Source organism: Pseudoduganella buxea (assembly GCF_009720835.1).
Taxonomy (GTDB): Bacteria; Pseudomonadota; Gammaproteobacteria; order Burkholderiales; family Burkholderiaceae_D; genus Rugamonas; species Rugamonas buxea.
This window is the reverse complement of record NZ_WNKZ01000108.1, coordinates 1-16865: the sequence shown is the minus strand read 5'-3', so window position 1 is coordinate 16865 and position 16865 is coordinate 1. Positions and strand designations below refer to the sequence as shown.

Below are 16865 nucleotides of genomic sequence, written 5' to 3'. Positions count from 1 at the left end.
GGAATCACGACGGCGCCGCCGGCCGTGGCGAAATGGAGCAGCGCGGCGCCCATCTGCCAGCCAGCGTTGCCCGCGTCGTCCGCCAGCGCCGCCACCGTCGGCAGCGTGTAAATCCCGTGCCCGTGGCGGCGCCGCGCCAGTACGCGCTGGTGTCCGACGCCGTGCGGCGGGCCATGGCGGCGCGGGTGGCCAAGCAGGGCGTGCGCGACAACGTCGTGCTGGCCGCGCTGGAGACGGTGCCGCGCCATATGTTCATGGAGGAAGGGCTGGCGGCGCAGGCATACATCGACGCCTCGCTGCCGATCGGCCACCAGCAGACCATCTCGCAGCCGTATATCGTGGCGCGCATGATCGAGGTGCTGCGCGGCGGCGGGAGCTTGACGCGCGTGCTGGAAATCGGCACGGGCTGCGGCTACCAGGCGGCCGTGCTGGCCTGCATCGCGCAGGAGGTGTATTCGGTGGAGCGGATCAAGGCCCTGCACGAGCTGGCCAAGGCCAACCTGCGGCCCCTGCGGGTGCCGAATCTGCGCCTCCATTACGGAGATGGTATGCTTGGGCTGCCGCAGGCAGCGCCGTTCGACGGCATCATCCTGGCCGCGGCCGGCCTGCAGGTGCCGCGCGCGCTGCTGGAGCAACTGACGGTCGGTGGCCGGCTGGTAGCGCCGGTTGGTGATCGCACCCAGCACCTGGAGCTCGTCACGCGCGTGGGCAAGCATGAATGGGACCGCCGCATCCTGGAAGACTGCCACTTCGTGCCGCTGCGCGCCGGCGTCGTGTAAGGTTGCCCCTGGCACGTGCCGGCACATGCGTGCCTGGGACGCTCCCCCTGCCGCCGGCGAGGCGGCGCGGCCGCTTGCGGCAAAGCCAACGCTTGTCAGAAAGTCAGCGGTGCTGTCATCGGCAGGGCCGTCGGCCGCGTTACTCGGCAGGTGTGCCCGCGCGCCTTGACTTGTCGCCTGGGCCGCGATCGCAGTATGAACAGTACCGGCGTGTCGTACCGGCATGCAGTACAAGCATGCGGCACGAGCGTGAGTACCGGCTTTGCCGCGCCGCCGGCATGCCCGATAATGCCCGCCTGGGACCCGCACCGGTTCCGGGTGATGTCAGCAGCCGAAGGGAAAAGCATGCCGCCCGCTGCGCCAGCGTGGCGGCGCCCGACCCGGAGGGTAGAGAATGGATAAGAAAATTAGATGAGTATGACAAAGAAAAGTTCCCCGCTATTACGTTCGTCGCTGTTGCGTTCGACCCTGCTGGTGCTGCCGCTCGCGGTGCTGGGCGCCTGCACCTCGACGCCGAACAAGGCTCCCGTGATCGAACGTCCGATCGTTCGCCACACGCCGGCACCGGCTCCCGCGCCCGTGCAGGAAACCAGGGACCGCGACGGTACCTACACGGTGCGCAAGGGCGACACCCTGCTGCGCATCGCGCTGGACCACGGCCAGAACTATCGCGACCTGGTGGCCTGGAACAACCTGGCCAATCCGAACGACATCAAGGTCGACCAGGTGCTGCGCGTGGCGCCGCCGGAAGACGCGCCGGGCGTGCGCACGGCCGCCGTCGTGATGCCGCCGGAAACGAAGATCGTCACGCCGCCGCCGCCGAAGAAGACGGAGCCGAAGGGCGACAAGCGCCCGTACACGGACGGCACGATGGCCGACCTGCAGAAGGTCGACAAGGACGGCGACGGCAAGCCGGACGCTCCGGCCAGCAAGCCCGTGCAGGTGGCCAGCGCCAAGCCTTCCGCCCCGCCAACGGCCAGCACGTCGTCGCTCAGCGCGGAAGACCGCGAAGTGGCGTGGGCCTGGCCGTCCGACGGCAAGGTCGTGGCCGGCTTCGACGAAGGCAAGAACAAGGGCATCGACATTGCCGGCCGTCCCGGCCAGCAGGTGCTTGCGGCAGGTGCAGGAAAGGTGATGTATGCCGGCAGCGGCATTCGCGGATATGGTAATCTCGTCATCGTGAAGCACAGTAACGGTCTGCTGTCCGCGTATGCCCACAACCGCGCCATCCTCGTCAAGGAAGGCCAGACGGTCAACCGGGGCCAGGCCATCGCCGAGATGGGCGATTCCGATTCCGACAGCGTCAAGCTGCACTTCGAGATCAGGCAGCAGGGCAAGCCGGTCGACCCATCGAAATTCCTGCCTAACCGCTAGGGAACGCCATGACAAGCTCGCCGCGCCATCATCTGGAAGAAGATTCACCGGACGATTTTCCGGCAGAGCAGATGGACGGTGGGCTGGCGGACGGGCTCGATGGCGCCCTCGACGGCGGCATCGACCGTGAACTCGATGCGGAGCCTGCCGTCGCCGAAGCAGCCACCGTGCTGGAAACCGTCGACGAGCTGAAGAAGGTGCTGGCCGCCGAACTGTCCACCGATACCACACAGCACTACCTGAACCAGATCGGCACGCGGGCCTTGCTGACGGCGCCCCAGGAAGTGCACTACGCCACCCTGGCTAAGGCCGGCGACTTCGCCGCGCGCCAGAAGATGATCGAACACAACCTGCGCCTGGTCGTGTCGATCGCCAAGCATTACATCAACCGGGGCGTCGTGCTGCTCGACATGATCGAGGAGGGCAATATCGGCCTGATGCGCGCCATCGACAAGTTCGAGCCGGAACGGGGCTTCCGTTTCTCGACTTACGCCACGTGGTGGATTCGCCAGAGCATCGAGCGCGCCATCATGAACCAGGCCCGCACGGTGCGCCTGCCGGTGCACATGGTGCGCGAGCTGAACCAGATCCTGCGCGGCAAATACCACCTGGAAGCGAAGCACCACAACGGCAAGGACGCCACCGCCGAGGATATCGCCGAACTGGTGGGCCGCCCCGTCGAGGAAGTGCAGGACATCCTGGCCCTGTCCGAACATGCCACCTCGCTCGACGCGCCGCTGGACAACGATCCCCAGTCCTCGTTGATGGACATGCTGCCCGGCGACGCCGAGGACAGCCCGGACGCCAGGGCCGAACACCATGAAATGACGCAGCTGGTGCGCGACTGGCTGACCAAGCTGCCGGACAAGCAGCGCATCGTCATCATGCGCCGCTTCGGCCTGGACAACGACGACCCCGCCACCTTGGAAACCCTGGCCGAGGAAATGGGCGTGACACGCGAGCGGGTGCGGCAGATCCAGCAGGAGGCACTCGTCAAGCTCAAGCGCGCCATGGCCGCGCGCGGCGTGATGCGCGATTCCCTGCTGTAGAACGGCGCGCCGGGAGCAATAGCCCCGCTGCCTCGGTGTCGCCGGCGGCGCTGCGGCCGGCAGCACCTTCGGTATTTTCGCCCGCCATCTCTGCTATCATATCGCCCTCCCGAATCGCCACTGCCGTTCGCACCGCGCCGGCTGCCTACTGACCTGAATACTCATGCAAGACAACATCATCGATATCAAATCGCTCGACATGGACGCGCGTGGCGTCGGCCATCTGGACAACGAAGACGGTACGCCGGGCAAGGTGGTGTTCGTCGAGGGGGCGCTGCCGGGTGAGCGGGTCGGCTTCGAAACGTTCAAGAAGAAAAAGAACTGGGAAGCGGCGCGCATGACGGTGCTGCACCGCGAGTCGTCGCTGCGGGTGAAGCCCAAGTGCGTGCACTTCGACTATTGCGGCGGCTGCTCGATGCAGCACCTGGAGCCGTCGGCACAGGTGGCCATCAAGCAGCGCGCGCTGGAGGACAATCTGTGGCACATGTCGCGCGTGAAGCCCGAGCTGATGATGCGCCCCATGTACGGTCCCACCTGGGGCTACCGTTACCGCGCGCGCCTGTCGGCCCGCTGGGTCGCCAAGAAGGGCACGGTGCTGGTGGGCTTCCACGAGAAGAAGTCGGTCTACGTGGCCGATATCCAGAGCTGCCAGATCCTGCCGCCGCACGTGTCGGACATGCTGCTGCCGCTGCGCGCCCTGATCGGTTCCCTGTCGCTGTTCGACAAGGTGCCGCAGATCGAGCTGGCCATCGGCGAAGACCTGACGGTGCTGGTGATGCGCAATATGGAAGCGCTGACGCCTGAAGATGAAGTCAAGGTCAAGGCCTTCGCCGACCAGTACGAGATCCAGTGGTGGCTGCAGCCGAAGGGCCCGGACACGGCCTACCCGTTCTACCCGCTGGACAAGCAGCTGCACTACCTGCTTCCCGAGTTCAACGTGCGCATGCCGTTCAAGCCGACCGACTTCACGCAGGTGAACCACCATATCAACCGGGTGCTGGTGCACAAGGCCCTGCGCCTGCTGGAGGTGCAGCCGCAAGATCGCGTGGCCGACCTGTTCTGCGGCTTGGGCAACTTCACCCTGCCGCTGGCCACGCAGGCCCGCGAAGTGGTCGGCATCGAAGGCAGCACGGCCCTGACCGAACGCGCGCTGGAGAACGCCCGCGTCAACGGCCTGGATGCGAAGACGTCCTTCTCGACCCGCAACCTGTTCGAAGTGACGATGGCCGATCTGGTCGCGCTGGGCAAGTTCGACCGCATGCTGATCGACCCGCCCCGCGACGGTGCCATGGCCCTGTCGCTGGCGCTGGCCGAGCTGAAGGAAAACCACCCGGAGCTGATGCCGAGCCGGATCGTCTACGTGTCGTGCAGCCCGTCCACCCTGGCGCGCGACGCGGGCGTGCTGGTGCACCGCGCCGGCTACGTGATGAAGCAGGCGGGCGTCGTCAACATGTTTCCCCATACGTCGCACGTCGAGTCGATGGCGGTGTTCGACCTGGCATAGCAAAGCCAGGGCGGTGTGCCAGGGCGGCACCTTGACATCCGTTGCATTATTTGCAACACTGGATGCCCACCGATGGAGACCCCATGCGCGCCCGCCCACTGCTGCCAACCCTTCTTGCCCTCGCCACCCTTTCCCTGTCATTGGGGCTGCCGGCGGCGGCCCAGACCACCGTCGAATCGTTCGCGCCGCAAGGCGTCGTGAAAGGCGTGCGCCAGGTGCAGGCGCGCTTCTCGAGCCAGGTGGTGGCCTTCGGCGACCTGCGCACCGAGGACCCGTTCGACATCGATTGCGCCCAGCCGGGCAAGGGCCGCTGGGTCGACGGCAGCACCTGGAGCTATGACTTCGAGCGCGACCTTCCGGCCGGCGTGGCCTGCCGCTTCACATTGAAGCCCGCCCTGCGCGACCTGGCCGGCGCCGCCCTGCAGGGCGAGCGCACCTACAGTTTCTCCACCGGCGGTCCGGCCGTCATCGACGCCTTGCCGTCCGAAGGCAGCCAGGTCGACGAAGGGCAAATCTTCGTGCTGGGGCTGGACGCGCCCGCGCGCGAAGCCACCGTCGCCGCCCACGCCTGGTGCCGCGCGGCCGGCATCAACGAAAAAATCCCCGTGCGCGTGCTGGCGGGCCCGGAGCGCGAACAGGTGCTGGCCAACCGCAAGAACTTCCTGCAGCGCCACCTGCACGCGTATTACCTCGCCCGAGGCATCGCGTGGAAAGGGGTCGTGCAGGTGAAGGACAGCGGCAAGGACAAGCTGCCGGTGGCGGTGCTGCAATGCGCACGCACCTTGCCGGCCAAGGCCGAGGTGACCCTGGTGTGGGGCACTGGCATCGTCAGCGATACCGGCATCGCCACCACCGAAGACCAGCCACTGGCCTGGCGCACGCGGCCCGACTTCACGGCCTCCCTGGCCTGCGACCGGCTGCGGCGCAAGGGCCCGTGCATGCCCATCACGCCGCTGCGCCTGTCGTTTTCCGCGCCCGTGCCCGTCGCGCTGGCCACGGCCATCACCTTGCGCGGGCCCGGTGGCAAGACCTATGCGACCGCCTTCGACACGGACCTGACGAAAACCTCCACCTTCACCGACGTGCAGTTCCCCGGCCCGTTTCCCGCCAACGCCGCCTTGCAGCTGCACCTGCCGGCGGGACTGAAGGACGATGCCGGCCGCAGCCTCGTCAACGCCGCCCGCTTTCCGCTGACGGTGCGAACAGGGGAGCAGCCGCCGCTGATCAAGTTCCCGGCCCGCTTCGGCATCATCGAGGCCAACGGCGACCGGCTGCTGCCCGTTACCGTGCGCAACGTGGCCGCAGCCGGCGCGCCGCCCGTGCAGGGCCGCACCCTGCGCGTCACGGGCGACATGAACATCGTCGCATGGCTGCGCACCCTGAACGGCGGCCGCTACGGCGACTGGGAGCCGGTCGAGCAGTACAACCTGTCGCTGGGCCGGCAACTGCTGCGCGGCCGGGGCCAGGCCTTCACGATGCCCAAGCCGGGCGGGCGCAAGGCCTTCGAAGTGGTCGGCATCCCGCTGCGCAAGCCGGGCTTTCACGTCGTCGAACTGGCCAGCCCGAAGCTGGGCGCCGGCGTGACGCCCGGCGGCGGCACGGCCTATGTCAGCAGCGCCGCGCTCGTGACGAATATGGTGGCCCACTTCAAGCATGGCGGCAGCTCGTCGCTGGTGTGGGTGACGTCGCTCGACCGGGGCCGGCCCGTGCCGCGCGCGCAGGTGGCCGTGTGGGGCTGCACCGGCAAGCTGCTGTGGCAGGGCGTGACGGACGGCCAGGGCGTGGCCCGCATCGACGCCGAACTGCCCGAGGCGCGCTGCAACTACGAAGACCGCTACTTCGTCACCGCCAGGAGCGGCGACGACTTCACGTTCACCCTGTCGAACTGGCGCGAGGGCATCGAGACGTGGCGCTTCAACGTGCCGACCGACGACGTGCGCAGTGCCAACATCATCGCCACCACCGTATTCGACCGCACCCTGCTGCGCGCCGGCGAGACGGTGCACATGAAGCACTTCCTGCGCCGGCGCACGGCGCAGGGCTTCGAGCTGGTCAAGCCGGGACAGGCGGCACGCGTGTCGCCCGATGGCGGTGGCGCCCTGCCGGCCGATTTGCAGGCCGATTCGCGGGCGGCCCCCCCTCGCGTCTTCCTGCTGCACGAGGGCAGCGACGACCGCTTCGAGCTGCCGATCAGCTGGAGCGCGAACGGCAGCGCGGCGCATGACTGGACCGTGCCGAAGGACGCCAAGCAGGGCTGGTACCAGGTCATGCTGGGCGGCCAGGAAGCAGGGCGCTTCCGCGTCGAGCAGTTCCGCGTGCCGACGATGAAGGCGCTGCTGCAGGGGCCGCGCACGCCGGCCGTGCAGGCCAGCGCCGTGCCGCTCGACCTGCAGCTGTCGTATCTGGCCGGCGGCGGCGCGGGCGGCGCCCAGGTGCGCCTGGCCACCGTGGTCGAACCGAAGGCGGTCGACTTCCCCGACTATGCCGATTTCAGCTTCGCCGCCGGCGACGTCAAGGTGGGCGTGGAGCGCCCCGGCGCCACGTTCGACGAAGACGACGCCACGTTCGACGAGGAAGGCGAGGGGGATGATACCGAACAGGCCCCGGCACGCACCCGCAACGTCACCCTGGACCGGGCCGGCGGCGCGCGCGTGGCGATCGATGGCCTGCCCCAGTCGAACCAGCCGCGCGAGCTGCTGGCCGAGATGAGCTGGCAGGACGCCAACGGCGAGACGCTGACGGCTTCCACCCGTATTCCCCTGTGGCCGTCGAACCATGTGATCGGCATCCAGCCGGACGGCTGGGTCATGAGCAGGAAATCGATGAAGTTCACCGTCGCCGTGCTGGACGTGGCGGGCAACCCCGTGCCCGGTGCCGACGTGGCGGCCGACTTCTTCAAGCGTGAGACATATTCGCACCGGCGCCGGCTGATCGGCGGCTTCTATTCGTACGAGAACAGCAGCGAGGTCAAGGCACTGGGCCGGGCCTGCACGGGCCGCACGGATGCCAAGGGCCTGCTGGTGTGCGCCGTGCCGGCGCCGGAAGGCGGCAACCTGATCGTTCGCGCCACCACCGTCGATGCGGCCGGCCATGCAGCCGTCACGCAGCGCGAGATGTGGGTGGCCGACCGCGAGGACTGGTGGTTCCATGCCACCGACAACGACCGCATCGACCTGCTGCCCCAGCAGAAGCGCTACGAGCCGGGCCAGGACGCCACCTTCCAGCTGCGCATGCCGTTCCGCGCCGCCACGGCACTGATCACGGTCGAACGCGAAGGCATCCTCGACACCTATGTACGCGAGCTGTCCGGCACGGAGCCGGTGTTCTCGATTCCGATGAAGAAGGCGTATGCGCCGAATGTCTATGTGTCCGCGCTGGTGGTGCGGGGCCGCGTGGCGGGCGTGGCGCCCACCGCCCTGGTCGACCTGGGCAAGCCGGCGTACAAGCTGGGCATTACCCCCGTCAAGGTGGGCTGGGCGGCAAACGAACTGAAGGTCGTGGTTGCGGCCGACAAGGCCGTCTACAAGGTGCGCGAAAAGGCGCAGGTCACGGTGAAGGTGACTCGCGCGGACGGCAGCGTGCCGCCGGCCGGCACCGAGGTGGCGCTGGCCGCCGTCGACGTGGGCCTGCTGGAACTGATGCCGAACACCAGCTGGGAATTGCTGGACACGATGATGCGTCAGCGCAGCCTGCAGGTGCAGACGGCCACGGCGCAGATGCAGGTGGTGGGCAAGCGCCACTTCGGCCGCAAGGCCGTGCCCAGCGGCGGTGGCGGCGGCAAGGGGGCGGGGCGCGAGCTGTTCGACACGCTGCTGTTCTGGCAGGCCAGTGTCAAGCTCGACTCGCGCGGCCTGGCCCGCGTCGAGGTGCCGCTGAACGACGCGTTGACGGCCTTCCGCGTGGTGGCCATCGCCAGCGGCGGCGCCGGCCTGTTCGGCACCGGCCGCACCGAGGTAACCAGTTCGCAGGACCTGATGCTGCTGTCCGGCCTGCCGCCGCTGGTGCGCGAAGGCGACCGGCTGCGTGCCGGCTTCACGGTGCGTAATGCGTCGCAGGCGGCGATTGCCGGCGAACTGCGCGCCACCATGGCCGGGAAGGCGCTGGCGCCGCAGCGGGTCAGCCTGGCGCCGGGCCAGGCCCAGGAAGTGGGCTGGGACATCACCGTGCCGGTCGGCGTGACGGAGCTGGCGTGGGAGGTGGCGGCCGTCGCCGGCACGGCCTCGGACAGGCTGCGCGTGCGCCAGCAGGTCAAGCCGGCCGTGCCCGTGACGACCTTGCAGGCCACCCTGGTGCAGCTGGACGGGCCGCAGTCCATGACGGTGCAGGCGCCGCCGGACGCCGTGCCGGGCCGGGGCGGCATCCGCACCCTGTTCACGGCGCGCCTGGGCGGCGAGCTGCCCGGCGTGCGCGACTACATGCTGGCCTATCCGTACATCTGCCTTGAGCAGAGCGCCTCGCGCGCCGTCGCGCTGGGCGACGCGTCCCGCTGGGCGGGCGTGGCGGCGCAGCTGGCGGCCTACCTGGACAGCGACGGCCTGGCCAAGTACTTCCCCGTGATGGAGCAGGGCAGCGACGTGCTGACGGCCTACCTGCTGTCCGTCAGCGACGAGGCAGGCTTCGAGCTGCCGGACGTGCAGAAGGAACGCATGGAGGCGGCGCTGGAAGCGTTCGTCGAAGGGCGCATCGTACGCGGCTCGCCCCTGGCGACGGCCGACCTGGCCGTGCGCAAGGTGGCGGCACTGGAAGCGCTGTCGCGTGCCGGCCGGGTTCGGCCCGAGATGCTGGAGTCGTTCACGATCGCGCCGAACCTGTGGCCCACGTCCGCCGTCATCGACTGGTACCTGATCCTGCACCGCACGAGCGACCTGCCGGAGCAGGCCAGGCGCAAGCAGGAAGCGGAACAGATCCTGAAGTCGCGCCTGAACCTGCAGGGCACGACGATGACGTTCTCCACCGAGCGCAAGGACGCCTGGTGGTGGCTGATGGCCTCGGCCGACGCCAATGCCAACCGCCTGCTGCTGGCGATGCTGGACCATCCCGGCTGGCGCAAGGACATGGGCCGGCTGGCCCGGGGCGCGCTGGGCCGGCACAAGCGGGGCCACTGGGACACGACGGTGGCCAACGCCTGGGGCGTGCTGGCGCTGACGAAATTCTCCCGCCAGTTCGAGGCCGTGCCCGTGACGGGCAGTGCCACCGCAGCGCTGGGCGGCAAGCGCCAGGCGGTCGACCTGGCCGCGGCCACGCAGTCCGCCGCGGCGATGCTGCCATGGACGGCCGGCGCCGCGTCGCTCGACCTGCGCCATGCCGGCACGGGCAAGCCGTGGGCCACCGTGCAAAGCCTGGCGGCCGTGCCCCTGAAGGCGCCCGTGTCGAGCGGCTACGGCATCAGGAAGACGGTCACGCCGATCGAGCAGCGCACGCCGGGCACGTGGTCGAAGGGCGACGTCTATCGCGTCCGGCTCGACCTGGAAGCGCAGAGCGACATGACGTGGGTGGTGGTGGACGATCCGATTCCGGCCAGCGCCACCGTGCTCGGTTCCGGCCTGGGCAGCGATTCGCGCACCCTGGTGAAGGGCGAGAAGGCCAGCGGCTGGGCCTGGCCGGCCTTCCAGGAGCGCACGTTCGACGCCTTCCGTTCGTATTACGAGTTCGTCCCGAAGGGCAAGTGGAGCGTCGAATACACGGTGCGACTCAATAACGCCGGCACCTACAACCTGCCGCCGACGCGGGTCGAGGCCATGTACATCCCCGAGATGTTCGGCATGCTGCCGAACGCACCGGTGAACGTGAAGTGAAGCGGCTGGCGCCTTCGCTCCTGTTGCTGCTGGCGGCCGGTGCGGCGCAAGGCGCTGCTCTGCCCACGCCGGCCCAGGTGCGTGCCGCCTACCGCCCCAGCGACGCCGTCATGCTGGACCGGCACGGCGCGCCCTTGCAGGCACTGCGCATCGACCGGCAGGTGCGGCGCCAGCCGTGGGTGGCGCTGGCCGATGTCTCGCCGGCGCTGCCGCTGGCACTCCTGCAGGCGGAAGACCAGCGCTTCATGGAGCACGGCGGTGTCGACCTGCGGGCGATGGGGCAGGCCGCGTGGGACAACCTGTTCCGCCGGCGCCCGCGCGGCGCGTCGACCATCACGATGCAGCTGGCCGGCCTGCTGGACCCGGCCCTGCAGGCTGGCGCCGGCGGGCGTACGCTGGGCCAGAAATGGGACCAGGTGCAGGCCGCGCGCGCCCTCGATGCCGCCTGGACCAAGCCGCAGGTGCTGGAGGCCTACCTGAACCTGGTGTCGTTCCGCGGCGAATTGCAGGGCGTCGGCAGCGCCGCCCAGGCCCTGTTCGGCAAGGCGCCGTCGGGCCTGAACGTGGCCGAATCGACCATCCTGGCCGCGCTGGTGCGCGCGCCGTCGGCCGACGTGGCGCTGGTGACGCGGCGCGCCTGCGCGCTGGCGGTGGAACTGCATGCGGCCACGCCGTGCCGGGATATCGGCATGACGGCGCGCCTCGCTTTTGCCCGCCAAGTGGTGGCCGCGCCCCTGCCGCCGGCACGCCAGGCCGCCCGCCAGCTGCTGCGCGGCGCGGGCGAGCAGGTACGCAGCACGCTGGATGGCGCGCTGCAGCGCCACGCCCAGGCCGTGCTGCGCCAGCGCTTGATGGCGCTGCGCGGCCGCAATGTCAACGACGGCGCCATCGTCGTGCTGGACAACGCCAGCGGCGAGATCCTGGCGTGGGTCGGCAATGCCGGTGGCAGCGAGGTCGACGGCGTGACGGCGCCGCGCCAGGCCGGTTCCACCCTGAAGCCCTTCCTGTACGCGCTGGCGCTGGAGCGGCGCCTGATCACGGCCGCCTCGCCGCTGGACGATTCGCCGCTGGCGCTCGCCACGGCCGGCGGCCTGTACGCGCCGCAGAACTACGAGCACGACTTCAAGGGCTTTGCCAGCACCCGCACCAGCCTGGCAGCCTCGCTCAATGTCCCGGCCGTGCGCACCTTGCTGCTGGCCGGGCAGGAGCGCTTCCACGAGCGCCTGCTGGCGCTGGGCCTGCGCAGCCTGACGGAACCGGCCGACTATTACGGGCCGGCGCTGGCACTGGGCTCGGCCGAGGTCACCTTGCTGGAACTGACCAATGCCTACCGCGCGCTGGCCAACGGTGGCGTGGCCGGCGATGCCGTGCTGCGAGCGGTCGGTGGCGGGCAAGCGGCCGGCCCGGCGCGCCGCGTGTTCGATGCGGGCGCCGCCTTCATCGTCGGCGACATCCTGGCCGACCCGGCCGCGCGCAGCGTCACTTTCGGGCTGAAGAACGAACTGGCCGCCACCTACTGGGCTGCCGTCAAGACGGGCACCAGCAAGGACATGCGCGACAACTGGTGCATCGGCTGGACGGGGCGCTACACGGTGGGTGTCTGGGTCGGCAATTTCGACGGCGGCGCCATGTGGGACGTCTCCGGCGTGACGGGGGCGGCCCCCGTGTGGCGCGACGTGATGGACTACCTGCAGCGGGGCCAGCCCGGCACGGCGCCGCGCCCGCCCGCCAATGTGCTGCGGCGCCAGGTGGCATTCCAGCCCGCGCTGGAGCCGCCCCGCGCCGAGTGGTTCATCCGCGGCACGGAGACGGCCCAGGTGACGCTGCCGGGCGGGGAAGGGCAGGCGCCCGGCATCGTCTATCCGGTCGATGGCAGCATCCTGGCCGTCGATCCCGACATCCCGGCGGCGCGCCAGCGCGTGTTCTTCCTGGCCCGCGCGGCGCGGGGCCTGCGCTGGCAGCTCGACGGTGAAGTGTTGGGTGGCGTGGACGAGTCGGCGGGCTGGCAGCCGGTGCCCGGCGCGCACCTGCTGGAGCTGGTGGATGCGGGCGGCAAAGCGGTGGGAAGCACGGCGTTCGTCGTGCGGGGGCAGGACTGAAACAAGGTCAACGCCGGAGCCCGGCTCCTGGTCCTGCAGCGGACGAAAAAAAAGCCGGCAAACGCCGGCTTTTCGCGGGAAGCAAAACCCTTATTCGCGGCTGCCGCCGGCGAAGCCCAGGATCTGCAGCAGGCTCGTGAAGATGTTGTACACGTTCAGGTAGACCGACAGCGTGGCGCTGATGTAGTTGGTCTCGCCGCCGTTGGCGATGCGCTGCACGTCATACAACAGGAAGGCCGAGAAGATACCGATGGCCAGCACGGAGATCGTCAGGGTCAGCGCCGGGATCTGGAAGAAGATGTTCGCCAGCGATGCCAGGATGATGACGACCAGGCCGGCCATGGCCCACTTGCCCACTGCCGAGAAGTCACGCTTCGACACGGTGGCGATACTGGCCAGCACGGCGAAGACGGCACCGGTGCCGCCGAAGGCCAGCATGATCAGGGTGCCGCCGTTGCTGAAGCCCAGGGTGCGGGTCAGCAGCGGTGTCAGCATCAGGCCCATGAAGAACGTGAAGCCCAGCAGCAGGGCGACGCCGAAGCCGCTGTCCTTGTTCTTCTCGATGGCCCAGATAAAGCCGAAGGCAACGCCCAGGAACAGGATCGCGCCCATGAAGCCGCGCGGCATCGGCACGCCGAACATGACGCCGATGGCCGCGCCCAGCACGGTCGGGATCATCGACAGCGCGAGCAGCCAGTAGGTATTGCGCAGCACGCTGTTGCGGGTGACCTGGCGGCTCCCCGACAGGTCGTACGGCTTTTGCAGCTTAGTTTCGTAATTGCGGTCCATATTGCACTCCTTAGTGGATCGGTACGGTGTACCCTTGCCAAAGCATAGCACGCGCGCGTATGCGCGGTGCCGGGAAAACGGGCTTGCGCCCGCCGGGATGGTCTGTTGTGGTCAATCCGGCCGACCGTGTGTTGCCGGCATGCCCACCGTGCTTCCCAGCCGGTGAAAATTCGCATGCCACGACGATGTGCCGGGGTTGCCGCGCGGTTCTTGCCGCTTGTGACGCCATCTTCCGCCCCTATATGCATAGTATATGGGGTGTTGTATGGTAAAATCAAAGGTTGATCGAGAAATCAATTTTGTTTTAAACCTTTCTTTTTATTGGAGTTTTTTAAAATGGCAATCGAACGCACCCTGTCGATCATCAAACCGGACGCAGTCAAGAAGAACGTCATCGGCCAGATTCTGAGCCGTTTCGAAGGCGCCGGCCTGCAGATCGTGGCTGCCCGCATGACCCAGCTGTCGCGCGCTGAAGCCGAAGGCTTCTACGCCGTGCACGCTGCCCGTCCGTTCTTCAAGGACCTGGTCGACTTCATGATTTCCGGCCCAGTCTTCGTCAGCGTCCTGGAAGGCGAAGGCGCCATCCTGAAAAACCGCGACCTGATGGGCGCTACCGATCCGAAGAAGGCCGACAAGGGCACCATCCGCGCCGACTTCGCCGACTCGATCGATGCCAACGCCGTTCACGGTTCGGACGCTGCCGAAACCGCCGCTGTGGAAATCGCTTACTACTTCCCAGCACTGAACGTGTACTCCCGTTAATTCGCTTCCGCGATAACGGCGCACCGCGGGTGTAGGGGGCGGCATGTCCCCGATGCCTGCTGTAAAGTTGTACCGCTCTTGCCCCGGATATCCTCCGGGGCGAAGGCGTTTTGAAAATTGTATTGAAACAGGCTTATGGAAACGACACTCACCAACCTGCTGGACCTGGATCCCGCGCAACTGATCGACTACTGTGCTCAGTTGGGTGAGAAACCGTTCCGTGCCAAACAGCTGCAACGGTGGATCCACCAGTTCGGCGCAGACGACTTCGACAACATGACGGACCTGGCCAAGTCGCTGCGCGAGAAGCTGAAGACGCGCGCCCACGTCACGGCGCCGGCCGTCATCAGCGACCACACGTCCACCGACGGCACCCGCAAATGGCTGGTCGATGTCGGCAACGGCAATGCCGTGGAAACCGTGTTCATCCCGGAAGAAAACCGCGGCACCCTGTGCATCTCGACCCAGGCCGGCTGCGCCGTCAACTGCCGCTTCTGCTCGACCGGCAAGCAGGGCTTCAACCGCAACCTGACGGTGGCCGAGATCATCGGCCAGCTGTGGATGGCCGAGTTCGAGCTGCGCCGCACCAAGGGCATCGAGCCGGGCCCGAAGGGCGAGCGCCAGATCACCAACGTCGTCATGATGGGCATGGGCGAGCCGCTGCTGAACTACGAGCCGACCGCCACGGCCCTGAAGCTGATGCTGGACGACAATGCCTATGGCCTGTCGCGCCGCCGCGTCACCCTGTCCACGTCCGGCGTCGTGCCGATGATCGACAAGCTGTCGCAGGACGTTCCCGTGGCCCTGGCCGTGTCGCTGCACGCGTCGAACGACGAGCTGCGCAACGGCCTGGTGCCGCTGAACAAGAAATACCCGTTGGCCGAGCTGCTGGCCGCGTGCAAGCGCTACCTGGAATTCGCCCCGCGCGACTTCATCACCTTCGAGTACTGCATGCTGGACGGCTTCAACGACAGCGACGAGCATGCCCGCGAGCTGGTGGCGCTGGTGAACCACCCCGTCACGGGCATCAACTGCAAGTTCAACCTGATTCCGTTCAACCCGTTCCCGGAATCGGGCCTGACGCGTTCGAAGAATCCCCGCATCAAGGCCTTCGCCGAGGTGCTGATGAACGCGGGCATCGTCACGACGATCCGCAAGACGCGCGGCGACGATATCGACGCCGCCTGCGGCCAGCTGGCAGGCGAAGTGCAGGACCGCACCCGCGTGCAGGCGCGGATGGAAAAAATGGCGGAGTACCAGCAGAAATTCGGCGCCGACTTCGGCAAGATCGTGGAGATCCGTTCCTGATGTTCCAGCTCCCCCAGCGCGGCACGACATCGCTGGCAGCCCTCGGCCTGGCCGGGCTGCTGGCGGCGTGCGCGGGCACGGGGGGCGACGGCGGCGGCAGCGGCACGCCCGAGCTGGCGACCTTGTCGGACACGACGCCGGCGCAGAAGCGCGCCCAGATCCGCATGCAGCTGGCCATCGGCTACTATGAGCAGAAGCTGTGGCCCGTGGCGCTGGACGAAATCAAGAAGGCCATCGCCGCCGATCCCGGCTTTGCCGATGCCTACGGCGTGCGGGCGCTGATCTACATGGCCATGGGCGAGATTACCCTGGCCGACGATAATTTCCGCCGCGCGCTGCAACTGGACCCCGGCAATCCGGAAATCGCCAATAACTACGGTTCCTTCCTGTGCCAGAACGGCCGGGTCGCCGAATCGTTCAAGTATTTCGATATGGCCCTGGCCAGCCGGCAGTATGCCTCGCCGGCCAAGGCCATGAACAATGCCGGCAGTTGCGCGCTGAAGGCGAAGGATTACGGCTCGGCCGAGAAATACCTGCTGCAGGCCTTGCAGGTGACGCCGGACCAGCCGACCACCAATGCCAGCCTGGCACGGGTCTATCATGAACGGGGCGACAATGTGCGCGCCAATTTCTTCATTACCCGGCTGAGCAAATTGGCCAGGGCAGACAGCCTGCCGGCCGATGTGTTGTGGCTGGCGATCAAGGTGCAGCACAAGCTGGGCGATTCAGGCGCCGAGCAGGCCTGGGTGACGCAATTGCGCCGCCACCATGCCGCCTCGCCCGAGTATGCTGCGTATCAACGTGGGGCGTTCGATGAGTGAGACAGGGGTAACAATGGATTCAGAATGGCAGGAACAGCCTAAAAACCAGAATGCTCAGGCGCCCGGAGCACAGCTGGCGGCGCAGCGTCAGGCGATGGGCCTGACGATCGACCAGATCGCGGACCAGCTGAAGCTGGCACCGCGCCAGGTGGTGGCGCTGGAGCAGGGCGATTTCGCCGCGTTGCCGAACATGGCCGTCACGCGCGGCTTCGTGCGCGCCTACGCCAAGGTCGTGCGGCTGGACCCGGCACCGCTGGTGGCCCAGATCGAAGTGGCGCCCGCCGTCTCGCCGAGCGCCGACCACGGCCCGGTGCGACGTGAAAAGATTTCGACCACCTTCAGCGAATCGCGCTTTCCATCGCTGACGGCGCGCCAGTCGAAACCCGGCCGCTGGCTGGCCGGCGGCGCCGTCGTGCTGGTGCTGGCGGCCGTGGCCGCCGCCTGGCAGTCCGGCGTGATTTCGCCCGACCTGTTCGGCCGCTCCGCCGGCACGTCCACCGACACGGCGACCTTGCCGGCGCAGCCGGGCACGGCGACGACGGCACTGCCGGCACCGACCGTGCCGCTGGTGCAGCCGACCACGCC

11 protein-coding genes are annotated in these 16865 nt (G+C 68.1%); 10 read left to right on the top strand and 1 reads right to left on the bottom strand.

What is annotated here, in order from left to right; all coding sequences use genetic code 11:
• Positions 1-32 precede the first annotated feature (32 nt).
• The 6 genes from GM672_RS24245 (at position 33) to pbpC (ending at position 12600) form a co-directional block, all read left to right on the top strand.
• The gene (locus tag GM672_RS24245) at positions 33-779 is read left to right on the top strand and encodes a protein-L-isoaspartate(D-aspartate) O-methyltransferase (protein WP_229417921.1); all 747 of its coding nucleotides are present in this window, start codon (positions 33-35) and stop codon (positions 777-779) included.
• Between the two features lie 417 nt (positions 780-1196).
• Positions 1197-2153 (top strand): peptidoglycan DD-metalloendopeptidase family protein, encoded by a 957-nt coding sequence (locus GM672_RS24240; protein WP_155473099.1) that lies wholly within the window; start codon positions 1197-1199, stop codon positions 2151-2153.
• Positions 2154-2161: 8 nt separating this feature from the next.
• Entirely contained in the window at positions 2162-3202 is a 1041-nt protein-coding gene (rpoS, locus tag GM672_RS24235; RefSeq protein WP_155473096.1) for an RNA polymerase sigma factor RpoS, read from the top strand.
• 163 nt (positions 3203-3365) lie between these two features.
• Positions 3366-4706 (top strand): 23S rRNA (uracil(1939)-C(5))-methyltransferase RlmD, encoded by a 1341-nt coding sequence (gene rlmD, locus GM672_RS24230; RefSeq protein ID WP_155473095.1) that lies wholly within the window; start codon positions 3366-3368, stop codon positions 4704-4706.
• A gap of 83 nt (positions 4707-4789) precedes the next feature.
• Positions 4790-10501: an alpha-2-macroglobulin family protein gene (locus tag GM672_RS29790; protein WP_155473094.1), complete on the top strand. Its 5712-nt coding sequence runs from the start codon at positions 4790-4792 to the stop codon at positions 10499-10501.
• Positions 10498-12600 (top strand): penicillin-binding protein 1C, encoded by a 2103-nt coding sequence (gene pbpC, locus GM672_RS24220; protein ID WP_308807479.1) that lies wholly within the window; start codon positions 10498-10500, stop codon positions 12598-12600. Before GM672_RS29790 ends, pbpC begins: the two co-directional genes overlap by 4 nt.
• Positions 12601-12690: 90 nt before the next feature.
• Here pbpC and GM672_RS24215 read toward each other — a convergent pair whose 3' ends face one another.
• Positions 12691-13389, bottom strand: coding sequence for a Bax inhibitor-1/YccA family protein (locus GM672_RS24215; RefSeq protein ID WP_155473093.1), 699 nt, complete (start codon positions 13387-13389; stop codon positions 12691-12693).
• A gap of 336 nt (positions 13390-13725) precedes the next feature.
• On the opposite strand from GM672_RS24215, the gene ndk reads away from it, so the two are divergent.
• The 4 genes from ndk to GM672_RS24195 form a co-directional block, all read left to right on the top strand.
• Entirely contained in the window at positions 13726-14151 is a 426-nt protein-coding gene (gene ndk / locus GM672_RS24210) for a nucleoside-diphosphate kinase (protein WP_155473092.1), read from the top strand.
• Between the two features lie 135 nt (positions 14152-14286).
• The gene (gene rlmN / locus GM672_RS24205; protein ID WP_155473091.1) at positions 14287-15459 is read left to right on the top strand and encodes a dual-specificity RNA methyltransferase RlmN; all 1173 of its coding nucleotides are present in this window, start codon (positions 14287-14289) and stop codon (positions 15457-15459) included.
• Positions 15459-16280, top strand: coding sequence for a type IV pilus biogenesis/stability protein PilW (pilW, locus tag GM672_RS24200; protein ID WP_155473090.1), 822 nt, complete (start codon positions 15459-15461; stop codon positions 16278-16280). The genes rlmN and pilW overlap by 1 nt, the downstream gene beginning before the upstream one ends.
• 13 nt (positions 16281-16293) lie before the next feature.
• Positions 16294-16865 (top strand): helix-turn-helix domain-containing protein (locus GM672_RS24195; protein ID WP_170300221.1); only part of this gene is annotated, 572 nt, incomplete at its 3' end.

Excerpts from the sequence above, each read along its gene's own strand:
- GM672_RS24245 (WP_229417921.1), top strand. The coding sequence starts at position 33 with ATGGAGCAGCGCGGCGCCCATCTGCCAGCCAGCGTTGCCCGCGTCGTC.
- rpoS (WP_155473096.1), top strand. The coding sequence starts at position 2,162 with ATGACAAGCTCGCCGCGCCATCATCTGGAAGAAGATTCACCGGACGAT.
- GM672_RS29790 (WP_155473094.1), top strand. The coding sequence starts at position 4,790 with ATGCGCGCCCGCCCACTGCTGCCAACCCTTCTTGCCCTCGCCACCCTT.
- GM672_RS24215 (WP_155473093.1), bottom strand. The coding sequence starts at position 13,389 with ATGGACCGCAATTACGAAACTAAGCTGCAAAAGCCGTACGACCTGTCG.
- GM672_RS24240 (WP_155473099.1), top strand. The coding sequence starts at position 1,197 with ATGACAAAGAAAAGTTCCCCGCTATTACGTTCGTCGCTGTTGCGTTCG.
- ndk (WP_155473092.1), top strand. The coding sequence starts at position 13,726 with ATGGCAATCGAACGCACCCTGTCGATCATCAAACCGGACGCAGTCAAG.
- rlmD (WP_155473095.1), top strand. The coding sequence starts at position 3,366 with ATGCAAGACAACATCATCGATATCAAATCGCTCGACATGGACGCGCGT.
- pilW (WP_155473090.1), top strand. The coding sequence starts at position 15,459 with ATGTTCCAGCTCCCCCAGCGCGGCACGACATCGCTGGCAGCCCTCGGC.
- rlmN (WP_155473091.1), top strand. The coding sequence starts at position 14,287 with ATGGAAACGACACTCACCAACCTGCTGGACCTGGATCCCGCGCAACTG.